This is a genomic window from Vagococcus fluvialis (assembly GCF_003337315.1).
Lineage (GTDB): Bacteria > Bacillota > Bacilli > Lactobacillales > Vagococcaceae > Vagococcus > Vagococcus fluvialis.
Genome location: NZ_QPJV01000003.1, coordinates 69478 through 81792 on the forward strand (window position 1 = coordinate 69478; position 12315 = coordinate 81792).

General features: G+C 32.1%; 12 protein-coding genes. 11 read left to right on the plus strand and 1 reads right to left on the minus strand.

The genetic code is table 11. The annotated features are described in order from the left end of the window. The first annotated feature begins 118 nt into the window (after positions 1-118). From DFR54_RS04015 to DFR54_RS04045, 7 genes are all read left to right on the plus strand, one after another. Entirely contained in the window at positions 119-379 is a 261-nt protein-coding gene (locus tag DFR54_RS04015) for a hypothetical protein (protein ID WP_114289013.1), read from the plus strand. A 219-nt stretch (positions 380-598) separates the two neighbouring features. Beyond that, complete coding sequence (locus DFR54_RS04020) at positions 599-1333, plus strand: MurR/RpiR family transcriptional regulator (protein WP_114289014.1); 735 nt, start codon at positions 599-601, stop codon at positions 1331-1333. Positions 1334-1533: 200 nt separating this feature from the next. Further along, positions 1534-3096 (plus strand): PTS transporter subunit EIIC, encoded by a 1563-nt coding sequence (locus tag DFR54_RS04025; RefSeq protein WP_114289015.1) that lies wholly within the window; start codon positions 1534-1536, stop codon positions 3094-3096. A gap of 10 nt (positions 3097-3106) precedes the next feature. Then, positions 3107-4432: a 6-phospho-alpha-glucosidase gene (locus DFR54_RS04030; RefSeq protein ID WP_114289016.1), complete on the plus strand. Its 1326-nt coding sequence runs from the start codon at positions 3107-3109 to the stop codon at positions 4430-4432. A 69-nt stretch (positions 4433-4501) separates the two neighbouring features. Then, the gene (gene gnd / locus DFR54_RS04035) at positions 4502-5413 is read left to right on the plus strand and encodes a phosphogluconate dehydrogenase (NAD(+)-dependent, decarboxylating) (protein ID WP_114289017.1); all 912 of its coding nucleotides are present in this window, start codon (positions 4502-4504) and stop codon (positions 5411-5413) included. Next, a complete protein-coding gene (locus DFR54_RS04040) occupies positions 5413-6828 on the plus strand; it encodes a gluconokinase (protein ID WP_114289018.1) in 1416 nt (471 codons plus the stop codon). The genes gnd and DFR54_RS04040 overlap by 1 nt, the downstream gene beginning before the upstream one ends. Before the next feature lie 15 nt (positions 6829-6843). Continuing rightward, on the plus strand, positions 6844-7335 hold the full coding sequence (locus DFR54_RS04045) for a PTS sugar transporter subunit IIA (protein ID WP_114289019.1): 492 nt from the start codon (positions 6844-6846) through the stop codon (positions 7333-7335). A gap of 128 nt (positions 7336-7463) precedes the next feature. Here the strand turns inward: DFR54_RS04045 and DFR54_RS04050 are convergent, their stop codons facing one another. Continuing rightward, positions 7464-8378, minus strand: a complete 915-nt coding sequence (locus DFR54_RS04050; protein WP_114289020.1) for a VOC family protein — start codon at positions 8376-8378, stop codon at positions 7464-7466. 42 nt (positions 8379-8420) lie between these two features. On the opposite strand from DFR54_RS04050, the gene DFR54_RS04055 reads away from it, so the two are divergent. The 4 genes from DFR54_RS04055 to DFR54_RS04070 all read left to right on the plus strand — a co-directional run bounded on the left by DFR54_RS04055 (position 8421) and on the right by DFR54_RS04070 (position 12296). After that, on the plus strand, positions 8421-9002 hold the full coding sequence (locus DFR54_RS04055) for an alpha/beta hydrolase (RefSeq protein WP_114289021.1): 582 nt from the start codon (positions 8421-8423) through the stop codon (positions 9000-9002). A gap of 145 nt (positions 9003-9147) precedes the next feature. Continuing rightward, a complete protein-coding gene (locus tag DFR54_RS04060) occupies positions 9148-10074 on the plus strand; it encodes a nitronate monooxygenase (protein WP_114289022.1) in 927 nt (308 codons plus the stop codon). A 275-nt stretch (positions 10075-10349) separates the two neighbouring features. Beyond that, positions 10350-11564, plus strand: coding sequence for a hypothetical protein (locus DFR54_RS04065; protein ID WP_114289023.1), 1215 nt, complete (start codon positions 10350-10352; stop codon positions 11562-11564). Positions 11565-11774: 210 nt separating this feature from the next. Continuing rightward, positions 11775-12296, plus strand: a complete 522-nt coding sequence (locus DFR54_RS04070; RefSeq protein WP_114289024.1) for an NADPH-dependent FMN reductase — start codon at positions 11775-11777, stop codon at positions 12294-12296. The last annotated feature ends 19 nt before the right edge of the window (positions 12297-12315 follow it).

Consider the following 12315-nt stretch of genomic DNA (forward strand, 5'->3'; position numbering starts at 1 on the left):
AGAATGAAAAGGAGATCAACTTTAAAAGTTAGTCTCTTTTTTTATTTAACAGAAGTTTGATTATACTGAGTCATGATATAATGAAAAATATTAAGTTCTTTTGTTAAGGAGGACTTCAGTGTCTATAAAACAGGTTAAAACAATAAAAATTGTCAGAACGATATTATTAACACTCTTTTTTTATTTTATGTGGAATCGAGATGTAGGATTTGTAATTACTATATTGACAATTATTTGTGCTGGAGCTTTAGGAGAAACATTACCGAAAGAATATAAAGTAGGAAATACGTTTTTAGATAATAAATTAAGGTGGTTAGAAGTAACTATTGAAGTGATGATACCGATTATATTCGGAGTGGTGTTGAGTATTATCTTATAAACTAAGCGTTAGTATTATCCGTAGCTATAGATAGCTAGGTTGGTAAATAGTAAATCATACATATAAAAAAACAAAGAAGAATCTTAATTTTTATAGGTATCTTCTTTGTTTGCTGAATTCTAGAAAAAAATTGTAATAGGCATTTCTAAATAACTCAAAAAACCACCTATTCAGTATATGCTATAATAAATTAAATAGTTTACTAAAAGGGGATGTCTTATGGAAATAGATATTTATAAGTTAGTTAATCGTTATCAGTTAACAGATACAGAAACATCTATTTTAAAAAAGATATTGATAGATCCAGAAAAAAGTCTTGAAATGAGTGTTAGAGAGATAGCGAGTGAAAATTATTCGTCACCAGCTACTGTTGTTAAATTAGCTAAAAAAATGGGCTATACAGGTTACACTGATATGGTTTACCGATTATATTTTATACAAAAAAACCTGAATAACAAAGATGAGAATTCTTTATCTTCGATTTTTAATAGCGATTTGTTCTCAGAAATTTCGGAAATATCTGTCGAAACATTTGTTGATTTGTTAGCAGTAGCTAAGAAACAAAATCTACGTATTTACTTAACAGGAAGTGGGTTCTCGAAGCCAATTGCGGAATATATTTGCATGAAATTATTAGTAAATGGCTTTGATTGTATATTCACTGATTTATTTGCTGTTTATGAACAAGAAAGTGATCGTGAGGCAATAGTTGTCTTAATATCTCAATCAGGGGAAACTGGAAATATTATAAAAATAGCTCAAAGGGCTAAGAAAAATAATCATACCATTGTTCTTTTCACAGGTGAAAAAGAGACAACCTTAACTGATTTGGCAGACGTTTCTTTTATAATAAAAAACGATTATTTGCTTAATGATCAAAATAAAAATCAGAATTATTTTTATTCTGCTTGCTTATTTTTCTTTGAATATCTAAATTCTAGAGCAACTAATTAAGCTTCAATAGATAACATGTTATTGTTATTTGTTGAAGCTTTTTCTGTTTTCTGAAAAAATGGATAACATGTTTACTATTAAGTAAATACTTTTTCAAATAAGTGAAAGCACTTTTTTTTAAAAAAAATCGTGCTATGATTTGTTTGTCAATCACAGATTTGCGCAAATAAGGTTGAACCAAATGGGAGAGGAAAAAGAGAATGAAAAATAAAATTGTTAATAAGATGCAGCAATTTTCAAAAGCAATGATTGGACCAGTTCTATTTTTACCAATTGTAGGATTAGGAATTGCTTTTAGTAGTATTTTTACAAACACAGCATTCTTTAGTGATACATCAACTGTATATATGATTGGAAAATTTGTTTCCAGTATATTATGGGCAATCATGAATAATTTAAGTTTAATTTTCTGTGTGGGAATTGCTTATGGTATGGCAAGAAAGAAAAAAGCTGAAGCTGCAATTATTGCTGTTATGAGTTTCTTGATGTTTTTAAATGCTAATACAACTTGGCTGAATTTAACGCAAAGACTCGCAGAAGGAGCTAATAATTCAGAATTATTTGGCAGTGGTCAAACCTTTGTATTAGGCTATCAAGTAACAGATATGGGTGTTTTCTTAGGAATTATTTTAGGTTGTTTAGTTGCTTATATTCATAACAAGTTCATTGATACTAACTTTAAAGGTGCTTTTGCAATTTATGGTAATAGTAAATTAGTTTTAATTGTTTTAATTCCAATTATTGGTGGCTTTGCTTTAGGAATTACTTATTTGTGGCCATTTGTTCAAGCTGGAATTACATTCTTAACTCAGTTAATGGCAAGTGCAGGAGCTTTTGGTGTATTCTTATACGGTTTTTTAAATCGTTTCTTAATTCCAACAGGTCTTCATCACCTTATCTGGTCACCTTTTGTATTTTCAGGTATGGGTGGGCAAGAGTTAATAAATGGCGAACTATTTGTTGGAGCTAAACCTATTTTCTTAGCTCAGATTGCAGATCCATCTATTACGACTTTGACAGATTCTGCTCGTTTCTTAGTATACGGAATGGTTAAAATGTTTGGTATTTTAGGTGTTGCTTTAGCCTTTTATAAGACTGCGTATCCTCAAAATAAAGCAAAAGTTAAAACGACTATTTTTCCAAATGCTTTAACTTCATTTTTAGTCGGAATAACAGAGCCTTTAGAATTTATGTTTATCTTTACAGCACCATTATTATGGTTAGTTTATTCTGTTATAGATGGATTTTTCCAAATGCTATCTTATATGTTAAATGTACATGTTAGTGCAACTAATGGGATTATTGACTTTTTAGTATTCAATATACCAGCAGGTGTTGAAAGAACAAACTGGCCAATTTTTGTTCTACTTGGCTTATTGGAAATTGCGGTTATGTACTTTGTGTTTAAATTTATGATTGAGAAAATGAATCTGAAAACACCTGGCAGAGAATTAGCAATTGATGCAGTAGATAGTACAACTTCTGTAGTGGAAGCAGAAGCAAGTTCAATAGATACAACCAATGACTTAGGCCAAACGATTGTGGATGCTTTAGGTGGAGCTGAAAATATTGTGACCGTTGAAAACTGCTTCTCTCGTTTAAGAGTGGACTTGAAAGATGACACAATTATTAATGAAGAAGCACTTATCACAACTGGTTCTCAAGGAATAGTAAGAAAACCAAATCATGTCCAAGTTGTTTATGGAATGAAAATTAATGAAATTAGAGATTTAGTCGATCAAACTTTAAATATTGAAGAATAGGATGATAAAAATGAAAAAATTTAACATATTAATTGCAGGTGGAGGAAGTACATATACACCAGGGATAGTAGCAATGTTAGCCGATCATAATGACCAATTTCCAATTGGTGAAATTAAATTATACGATGATTTAGCTGAAAGACAAGAACCAATTGGAGAAGCTTGTAAAATTATGTTACAAGAAAAAAATCCAGACATCAAATTTTCATATACAACTGATCCTAAAGAAGCATTTACTAACATTGATTTTTGTATGGCCCATATTCGTGTAGGTTTATACGCAATGCGTGAACAAGATGAAAAAATTCCATTAAAATATGGAGTAGTTGGTCAAGAAACTTGTGGACCTGGTGGATTAGCTTATGGTTTAAGATCTATACCAGGAGTCATTGAATTAGTTGATTACATGGAAAAATATTCACCAGATGCTTGGATGCTTAACTATTCAAATCCAGCTGCTATCGTAGCTGAAGCAACAAGAAGATTAAGACCTAACTCAAAAATCATTAATATTTGTGATATGCCAATTGCAATCGAAACTATTTTTGCTGAAATTTTAAAATTAGATTCACGAAAAGATATGAATGTTAGATATTACGGTTTAAACCATTTTGGTTGGTGGACAGATATTACTGACAAACAAGGTAATGATTTAATGCCGAAGTTAAAAGAATTTGTTTCAGAAAATGGTTATGCTTTAGAAACAGAAGACTTCCAACATAAACATCCAAGTTGGCAAGCAACATTTAAAAAAGCGAAAGATTTATATGCTTTGGATCCAGAAACAATGCCAAATACTTATTTAAAATATTATTTCTACCCAGATTACGAAGTAGAACATTCTGATCCTAACTTTACAAGAGCTAATGAAGTAATGGAATCACGTGAAAAAGAAGTTTTTGAAACTGCAAGAAAAATTGTAGAAGCAGGAACAGCTGTTGGAACTGAGTTTCATGCCGGTGCCCATGCTACGTTTATTGTTGATTTAGCTAGTGCGATTGCTTTTAATACAATGGAGAGAATGCTATTGATTGTTCCTAACAATGGAGCAATTGCTAACTTCCCTAAAGATGCTATGGTAGAAGTTCCATGTTTAGTTGGTAAAAATGGTCCTGAACCATTATCAATGGGAGAAATTCCAACTTTCCAAAAAGGCTTAATGGAACAACAAGTAGCTGTAGAAAAATTAGTTGTTGAAGCCTATATAGAAGGTAGTTACCAAAAACTATGGCAAGCCTTAACGTTATCAAAAACTGTGCCAAGCGCAAAAGTTGCTAAAGATATTTTAGATGAGTTAATTGTAGCGAATAAAGACTTTTGGCCAGAGTTAAACTAAAACTCAGCTGAAAGAATAATAAAGAGGCTGGCTTATGAAGTTAGCCTCTTTTATTTATGGAGGATAAAGATGAAAGTAAATGTCATTGGTTTAGGAAAGATGGGTTTAAACTTAGTAAGTAATCTTTTAAAAGAAAATCATGAAGTCACTTGTTTTGATATAAATGAAGAAGCTTTAAAAGAAGCAAGTAAAATGGGAGCAAAAGCAGTTTCCAAAATTGAGGATTTATTTGGTGGTGCTGACAAATCACCAAGTGTTTATTGGTTAATGTTGCCTTCAGGGAAAATCACTAATGATACTCTTGACTTATGTCAAAGAAAATTAGCTTCAGGAGATATTGTTATTGATGGTGGTAACTCAAGATATGCTGATAGTGTGGCTCATTACTATAAGTTTAAAGAAAATAATATTCATTTCTTAGATGTTGGAACTTCTGGAGGAATTGGTGGAGCTAAAAATGGAGCTTGCATGATGATTGGTGGCGATAAAGAAGCGTTTCTAGTAGTAGAAACAATTTTTTCTTCGATTTGTGTGGTAGATGGTTATCTATATTGTGGTGCGGCAGGTAGTGGTCATTACCTAAAAATGGTTCATAATGGAATTGAATACGGTATGATGCAAGCCATCGGTGAGGGATTTAATTTATTACACCATTCGAGTTATGACTATAATTTAGAGAAAGTGGCGAAGGTCTTTAATCATGGTTCTGTTATCAGAAGTTGGTTGATGGAATTAACAGAAAATGCTTTGAAAGAAAACCCTAAGTTAAGTGGTATTAGTGGAGAAATCCCTTCATCGGGTGAAGGGAAATGGACCATTGAAGAAATGCTTGAGTTACAACAATCAGCTCCAGTCATCACTCAGTCTTTATTAACAAGATATAGTTCAATGGATCAAGAAAAATATGGGGAAAAATTAATAGCTGCCTTAAGAAATCAATTTGGCGGACATGAAATTCCTACAACTAAGAAGGTTGACTAATGATGACTATTTTTTTAGGAATAGATATTGGCACAACGGCAATTAAGTTTAAAGTATACGACACTATGGAAGCTAAAATAAATTTTAGTTTACCTGTTATGACTTATTACGAGGAAAATGCTGTTTATCAAAATCCAAAAGAAATATTAGAATCAGTAAAAGAAGGTATAAAAATAGTTATTCAACAAGTAAACACTATTAACAAAATAGCATTTAGTACTGCCATGCATACGATAATTCCAAGAGTAAATCAGAATGAAGAGTTAAGAATGTATATTTGGTCAGACAATCAAGCTAGCGAGGTCGTAAAGGAATTTAAGCAAACAAAATTAGCTGAACCATTTTATTATAAAACAGGAACTCCAATTCATGCTATGACTCCTTTTTCAAAAATAATATTTTTTAAACAATCTCAACCAGATTTTTTTCAAAAAATAAGTCATTGGCAAGATTTAAAATCTTATATTTTCAGTGAACTAACAGGGAATAATGTGACTGATTATAGTAATGCCTCAGCGACAGGTATTTTTGATAGTTTGAATTTTGAGTGGGATAAAGAAATTCTTGCTTATTTAGAGCTAAAAAAAGAATCTTTACCTAGATGTTTGAGTCCAAAAGAAAGCTTTAAAATACTTGGATATCAAGCAGAAGAATTAGAAATTTCTCCTGAAGTTGAAATTATTTTAGGAGCAAGTGATGGGTGTTTAGCAGCTTTAGCAGCTTATAAAAAAACAGGTGGAAAACTTACATTGACTCTAGGAACAAGTGGAGCTATCAGAAAACTGACTAAACAACGAGAATTAAATTTTAAAAGTAATCAATTTTGCTATTATGTGTCAGAAAATCTTTGGGTAATTGGTGGGGCTACAAATAATGGTGGCAAGGTATTAGAGTGGCTACAGTATTCATTTTATGATAATCAGGTAGATACTTATTCTAGTTTAGCTAAAAGTTTAACTAATATGGATTACAAGAAAAAAATTCCTGTTTTTCTACCGTATTTACAAGGAGAGCGGGCTCCAATTTGGAACAGTGAAGCTACAGGTGAACTAGTAGAATTATCTATAAACAACACTCAAAGTGATATCATTCTTTCAGTTGCTGAAGGAATTTTATTTAACTTAAAAAAAATATACGACACATTAGAATTTAAGCAAAAAGAAAAGACTTTACTATTAAGTGGCGGTTTTTTTAAAACACCTGAATTAATCCAAGCCGTAGCCGATATATTTAACATGAATGCTTGCTTAAGTGAAACTACGGAACCGATAGATGGATTATTCTTTTTGAGTTGTGATGGTCAATTAGTAAATGAAGACAAATTATTGGTAGTTCCAACACTAAACCATCAGAAACAACAATACTACGAAAAAAGATATGAATTGTTTATAAATTATCTAGAAAAAATGTTGTGACAAGGAGGGAAATGAATGTTTGATTTATTAAAAAAACGAAAGAAACAAGAGAATGAATTATCTCTTTACAGCGTTGCTAAAGGTAATTTAATTTCAATTACAGAAGTTCAGGATGATGTGTTTTCTAAAAAGATGTTAGGTGATGGGTATGCGATACAACCAGTAGATGGAAAAATATATTCACCTATAAAAGGGGAAGTTACGTCGATATTTCCAACAAAACATGCTATTGGAATAAAAAGTGACTCAGAAATAGAGATTTTAGTTCATATTGGAATTGATACTGTTGATTTAAAAGGAATCCCTTTTGAAACTTATGTAAAAGAAGGCGACCGAATAGATAAGGGAACACTTTTATCCACTGTCAATTTGGAACTGTTAGCAGAAAAAGAAAAATCAAATGATGTATTAGTAATAATTACTAGTGAAAATTACAAAGAATTGATTATAAATCAGTATGGATTAGTAGATGAAAATAATGTTATTGGAAATTTACTAATCAAGTAGTGATTAAGAGAAATAAAAAAGTATTCAGATAGCCGTATTATTAGCTATTTGGATACTTTTTAGTATGTAATAATAAGTTTCTACTCCCTAAATCCATCTATTTGCTTCAACTCAGCTTCAATCAATGCTCATTTATCTTCTAAAAATACTGGTAAATAAAGTGGCACTTCGTCGATATTATTTGTCTGAGGAAATTCAGGTAAGCCAACTGTTTTAGATGCAACTTCAAATAATAAGCCATTTGGCTCTTTAAAATAAGTGGCAAAAATAAATTCGCGAGGCACAATACCAGAGTTAGTAAAATGACGTTCTTCAATTAAAGCTTGAATTTCTTCTAAGCGTTCTTTGTCCTCAGCATAAAGTGCTAAGTGATGAATACCACCAATCCCTTGATCTTCAAGAGGATTTAGCTTGTCTTCAATCAAATAAATTTTGTGTTTAAAGACACCATTAGTATTTTGAAGTACAGTAATTGGAAATCTTTCTTCAGGAAATTGACTTGTTTCATGGAAATCAAACCAGTTAGTTAAAATGAATTCAGTTGCCTTTTTATAGCGAATCCGAAGATGAACAGAATGAATACCTAAAATCGCAAAATCAGTAGGGACGTCACTATCTGGATTTGGGTAATAGGTTTCATCAGGATTAGCAACAACAGCAAAGCCAATTTTTAAACCATCAGGATCTTCAAAACGAAGCATTAAATCTTCACCATATGTTTCAATTCCGTAATGCTCAATATTAAATTGATTTAATCGATTTTCCCAATAAGTTAGAGCATCAACATTTGGCACAGCAAAAATAATTCGTTCAATGGAGTTTGTTCCAAAAGTATTTTCTTTAAAGGTATTGATTTGGAACAGAGTAAATTCCGTACCACCTCGACCAGTTGTATCTGAGAAGAACAAGTGGTACATAGTCTTTTCATCTTGGTTAACTGTTTTTATTAATAGTTTTAAACCTAGTGTGTTATGATAAAAATCATAAGACTGATGAATATCTGAAACAAGAGATGATACGTGATGAATACCTAGATTTTTCATGTGATGTCAGTCCAATCTTTATTATTTTTGGAGGTGCTAATGATGGAGTCATTTATTGAAACAACCACATCAAAAGAAGCATTTGTTTTATTTCATGGAACAGCTGGAAATGAATTTAGTTTATTATTTTTAACAGGTGAATTAGATCCACATGCTAATATTATTAGCTTTTTAGGTGATGTTGGGACTGGTGTAGAACGCCGCTTTTTCGCACCTTTAAATGATCATCAATTAGATAAAGATGATTATGATAATCATGTTAATCGATTCTTAAAAGAATGGCAAGAAATGGAGATTTCTTATGATAAAGTAACATTTATTGGTTACTCAAATGGAGCTAATTTTATTCAAGGAATCATAAAAGAAAATCCTGACATTGCTGATGAGATCATTTTAATGCACCCGCAAAATTTTGATTTTAAGTTTGAAGAAAAAGGAAATATTAAACGTATTTTACTAACAACAGGTGCTAATGATACGATGATTATTCCAGGAGATATTGTGAGACTAAAACAAGAGTTACAAAGAGTTTTCTCAGATGTTTCTTTAGAAATTACAGATGGTGGACATGGTGTAGATGATGAGGAAGTAGCAGCTATAAGAAAATGGTATAAAGCAAACTAAAAAACTATGTTTATCAAGTAATCATTACTTTGATAAACATGGTTTTTTCTATTTAAAGTAAGTAGCTAAACAGTGATAAAAGGACTACAATTAAGTAGACAATAGCAATTATTTATCTCTTCAATAAAAGAAAAGAGGAATCATCATGACAAAAATAACAGAACTTTTAGGGATTGAGTACCCAATTTTTCAAGGAGCAATGGCTCAAATTTCAACCTCACAATTAGCTGGAGCTGTATCAGAAGCTGGTGGATTAGGAATTATTGCTTCAGGTGGGATGAGTGCAGATCAATTAAGAGAGGAAATTCAAAAAACAAGAGCTATTACAAATAAACCATTCGCAGTAAATGTGATGTTAATGATGGAAAATTGTGATGAGATTGTTGATGTTATTTTAGAATCCAATGTGAAAATAATCACAACAGGGGCAGGAACACCTAAGAAATACATGCCCAAATTAAAAGAAGCTGGTGTGATCGTTGTTCCAGTTGTCCCAAGTGCCAAATTAGCTAAAAAAATGGAAGATTTAGGTGCTGATGCTGTTGTGGCAGAAGGAACAGAAGCCGGTGGACATATTGGTGAAGTGGCCACAATGCCTTTAATTGCAGCGGTGACAAAAGCCATTTCGATTCCAGTTGTAGCTGCAGGGGGAATTTCAGATGGTAGAGGTTTAGCAGCAGCCTTTTCATTAGGTTCAGAAGGAGTTCAGATGGGAACTGTTTACCTAGCCTCAAAAGAATGTCCAATTCCAGATAGCTTTAAAGAAAAAGTAATTGAATCTATTGAAACATCAACAGTGGTAACAGGTCGTAGAAACGGAGCTCCTGTTAGAACGATTAGAAATGCGATGACAACTCATTATATTGAGTTAGAAAATCAAGATGTTCCTCGTGAAGAATTAGAAAAATTAACGATGGGTTCTCTAGCCAAAGCAGTTGTAGAAGGTGATGTTGAAAATGGCTCACTTATGGCAGGTCAGATTTTAGGAAATATCACAAGTATTAGACCAGTTGCCCAAATTCATGAAGACATACTAAAAGAATATCGAGCTATCACATTACCGAAAATCTAAATTAAAAGATAAGTCAAGCCTTGCTATTACAAGTAGTGAGGTTTTTTTCATGCCTATCAGCTATTTAGAGAAATCTATTAATTTTAATAATACCCTCTCTTAAAATAACTAAGTTGTAATCGCTTACCCTACAAGATAAAGTAAACTTGTAATTTGCGCAAATTCGAATTGAAATAATTTATTTTATAGTTACTGCTTACACAACTAACATATAAAAATAATCAAAATGACAGTTATTAGTTTTTTAAAGGGAGACGATTATGGAGAAATTTATAATGGAGAAAAGAATAAAGCATCCTGTTTTAAGTGGGTTAGCGACAGTGGCACTTTTAGTTGTTATTGCTTCAGTATTTTGGGTAGTGTGGTCAAATGTTTGGAAGATGGTCATTCTATTAATTGGGGGTAGCTCTGTTGCAGGACTAAGCCCAGAAGTTCAAGGTCATTTTCTTAAAGAATCAGTTGAAGGAACTTTCTTTTGGATGGTCATTTCAACTTGGGTTTGGTTTACACTTAGTTTAGGTAATTTCGGTAAAAATAAAGAATCAACGAAGCAACCTATTACAGGTTTACGTTATACAGGAATGGCTTTAGTAACAGGAGCAGTGGCTTTTGCTATCTTTGTTTCTCTGTTAGGTATTTGGTGGGAGCCGTTTAGTTGGCAAGTGCTTTTCCGCCCAGTAGATGACACGCAAGCTTTATTAGCGATTAAAGGTTGGGCAGCTATTAACTTCTTTACTTTAGCAGTTATTCTAGCTCAAATTCCAATTACAAGTTTATTTGGTAGATATCCATTTAGCAAATATTCAAAAGAAGATTGGTCAGTAGGCTTTGGGACTTTATTCTTAGGTTTGTTTGTTGCTTTATTAGTTTGGGTGTTCTTTATTTTACCAAGTTTTTTCACGTTACAAGTAGACGGAGTAACTATTACAAAACAACCATTTGGTGATTGGAGTACAGCTCTTGCATGGTGTCAATTATTCATTTTCTTCTTTTTAATTCCAGCAGAAGGTGGAGAAGGTTACCCGCAAAAGCTAATTACTACTAAACAACCATGGTCAGGATTAATTGGTTTAGGAATTGCTTTAGCAGGAGCTTTCACGATGTTACCAATTTTAAGAAACCTTTTAACACCTTTAGCTGAATCAGTAGGAATTCCAGCTGACTTAGCAGTAGCATCATTTGCTTTAACAATCATTAATGTGATGTTAGCTTGGCATCATCACTTTGATGACTATCCAAATCAAGAAGTGATGCCTTCAGCACTAAAACGTATTTTATTACAATTTGCAGTGGTGATTGTAGTTGGATCTGTTTTAGGAATTCTTTGGATTAAATATTTACATATTTGGCCATTTGGAGCTAATGATTTAGGTTTAGGTCATCCAATGTTAGGTATTTTAGGTGGACAATTTGTTTACATGTTACCAATGGTATTTATGAATACATTCTTTGATAAATGGCCAATGGCTAAAAGAGTAAAAGAAAAATAAAAAAATTAGACATGAGAAACCCTTGATTCGTAAGGCTTTCTCGTGTCTTTTTTAGTTTACTTTAAAAAAACTTATAAAAAGTAAGTCTTTTGTTTTGACTTATAAAAAGTAAGTGTAGTATGCTAATAACATCAAAGAAATAACAAAGTATTCACAAGATACTTTAGTAAAATTTGAAAATAAAAAAATTATTATGCGGAGGAAACAATTATGAAATTTGGAATTATTTTAGGAAGTACAAGAGAAGGACGCGTTAGCCCACAAGTAGGAGATTATATTAAAGAAATCGCAAGTAAACGCGCTGATCACGATTTTGAAATCGTTGATATTAAAGAATTTAACTTACCATTTATGGGTACTGCTGAAGGAAATCCAGCATGGAATGCTAAAATTGATGAATTAGATGGTTATATCTTTATTACTCAAGAATACAACCATGGTTTAACAGCACCACTTAAAAACGCTATTGATAGTGCTCGTCCAGAGTTCTTCAATAAAGCAGCTGGTATTGTAAGTTACGGATCAGCTGGTGGGGTTCGTGCAGCTGAACAATTACGTGTGATTATGGCTGAACAAAAAGTAGCAACAGTTAGAACAAACCCAGCCTTTAACTTATTTACAGACTTTGAAAACTTTGCTGATTTCAAACCAGGTGAGCATATGGAACCAGGAATTAATGATATGTTAGATGAATTAATTTTATGGTCAGAAGCATTTAAAACAATTAGATAAGACATTGAAAGACCGATTA

Bases quoted from the DNA above. Each gene is read 5' to 3' on its own strand.
- DFR54_RS04065 (WP_114289023.1), top strand. From the start codon at position 10,350: ATGGAGAAAAGAATAAAGCATCCTGTTTTAAGTGGGTTAGCGACAGTG.
- DFR54_RS04055 (WP_114289021.1), top strand. From the start codon at position 8,421: ATGGAGTCATTTATTGAAACAACCACATCAAAAGAAGCATTTGTTTTA.
- DFR54_RS04050 (WP_114289020.1), bottom strand. From the start codon at position 8,378: ATGAAAAATCTAGGTATTCATCACGTATCATCTCTTGTTTCAGATATT.
- gnd (WP_114289017.1), top strand. From the start codon at position 4,502: ATGAAAGTAAATGTCATTGGTTTAGGAAAGATGGGTTTAAACTTAGTA.
- DFR54_RS04060 (WP_114289022.1), top strand. From the start codon at position 9,148: ATGACAAAAATAACAGAACTTTTAGGGATTGAGTACCCAATTTTTCAA.
- DFR54_RS04040 (WP_114289018.1), top strand. From the start codon at position 5,413: ATGATGACTATTTTTTTAGGAATAGATATTGGCACAACGGCAATTAAG.
- DFR54_RS04070 (WP_114289024.1), top strand. From the start codon at position 11,775: ATGAAATTTGGAATTATTTTAGGAAGTACAAGAGAAGGACGCGTTAGC.
- DFR54_RS04025 (WP_114289015.1), top strand. From the start codon at position 1,534: ATGAAAAATAAAATTGTTAATAAGATGCAGCAATTTTCAAAAGCAATG.
- DFR54_RS04020 (WP_114289014.1), top strand. From the start codon at position 599: ATGGAAATAGATATTTATAAGTTAGTTAATCGTTATCAGTTAACAGAT.
- DFR54_RS04045 (WP_114289019.1), top strand. From the start codon at position 6,844: ATGTTTGATTTATTAAAAAAACGAAAGAAACAAGAGAATGAATTATCT.
- DFR54_RS04030 (WP_114289016.1), top strand. From the start codon at position 3,107: ATGAAAAAATTTAACATATTAATTGCAGGTGGAGGAAGTACATATACA.